Source organism: Vibrio sp. Vb1755, assembly GCF_033338635.1.
Taxonomy (GTDB): Bacteria; Pseudomonadota; Gammaproteobacteria; order Enterobacterales; family Vibrionaceae; genus Vibrio; species Vibrio alginolyticus.
In genome coordinates this window covers 1-1,294 of record NZ_JAWOTA010000193.1, presented here as the reverse complement: position 1 = coordinate 1,294, position 1,294 = coordinate 1, and the positions used below count along the sequence as shown (strand labels likewise).

Annotated in this window: 2 protein-coding genes; one reads left to right on the top strand and one right to left on the bottom strand. The window is 46.1% G+C overall.

Going from position 1 to position 1,294, the window contains the following annotated elements; genetic code table 11:
- The coding region (locus R7E00_RS23815) for an SIMPL domain-containing protein (protein ID WP_318124712.1) at nucleotides 1-229 on the top strand (229 nt) is incomplete at its 5' end.
- Nucleotides 230-293: 64 nt separating this feature from the next.
- Here R7E00_RS23815 and serA read toward each other — a convergent pair.
- On the bottom strand, nucleotides 294-1,294 hold a 1,001-nt coding region (serA, locus tag R7E00_RS23810; protein ID WP_318124709.1), incomplete at its 5' end, for a phosphoglycerate dehydrogenase.

Genomic DNA, 1,294 nt, shown 5'->3' with positions numbered 1-1,294 from the left:
AAAAGCGCGCATGGCTGCGATCAAAGATGCGAGAGAAAAAGCGGCATCGCTTGCATCTGGCTTTGATAAAAAACTCGGCGGCATCTGGCAAATTAACTATAACCAAATGCATGTACAGCCTGTGTTGATGCGCTCAATGGCGATGGACAGCAAGCAAGGTTCGAACAGTTACCAAGACTCGACTCTTGTAATTCGTGACCAAGTGGATGTGGTTTACAAATTAAAATAATTTGTTTTGGTAACACAAAAAGAAAAGGCAGGGATAATCCCTGCCTTTGTTGTATGGATTCTTCTTAATGAAGAATACGAGCACGAATCGTGCCTTCAATGCTTTTCAGCTTCGTTAGTGCTTCTTCTGAACGCTCAGTTTCCACATCAATAACTACGTAGCCGATCTCAGCTTCAGTTTGTAGGTACTGCGCTGCGATGTTGATGCCTTCTTCTGCGAAGATGGTGTTAATTTGAGTCAGAATACCTGGGCGGTTTTTGTGAATGTGCAGCAAGCGAGAGCACTCACGACCGTGTTCAGGCAGAGATACTTCAGGGAAGTTAACGCTTGATAGTGTTGAACCATTATCTGAATATTTCGCCAGTTTACCCGCTACTTCCACGCCGATGTTTTCTTGTGCTTCTTGAGTAGAGCCGCCCACGTGTGGCGTTAGAATGACGTTATCGAATTTCTGTAGTGGAGATTCAAACGGGTCAGCGTTTGTTTTTGGTTCAACTGGGAATACGTCGATTGCTGCGCCAGCTAAGTGACCTGCTTCTAGGCTGTGGCAAAGCGCAGGAATATCAACAACGGTACCGCGAGCGGCGTTGATGAAGATTGCGCCAGGCTTCATGCGAGCAAATTCTTCATCGCCCATCATATTCTTCGTTTCAGGTGTTTCTGGTACGTGCAGCGAAATAACATCACATTTGTTTAGCAGCTCGCTCATCGTGTGGATTTGCGTTGCGTTGCCAAGTGATAGTTTGTTTTCGATGTCGTAGTAGTACACGCGCATACCTAAGTTTTCAGCAATAATGCCCAGCTGAGTACCGATATGGCCGTAACCAATGATACCAAGACGTTTACCACGCGCTTCGTAAGAGTTGTCTGCGCTCTTCTTCCAAATACCACGGTGTGCTAAAGCGTTCTTTTCAGGAATCCCACGAAGGAGCAGAAGAATCTGACCAAGCACGAGTTCTGCTACACTTCGCGTGTTTGAAAACGGTGCATTGAATACAGGAATACCACGTTTTGCCGCCGCACCAAGATCGACTTGGTTAGTTCCGATACAAAAACAGCCAATCG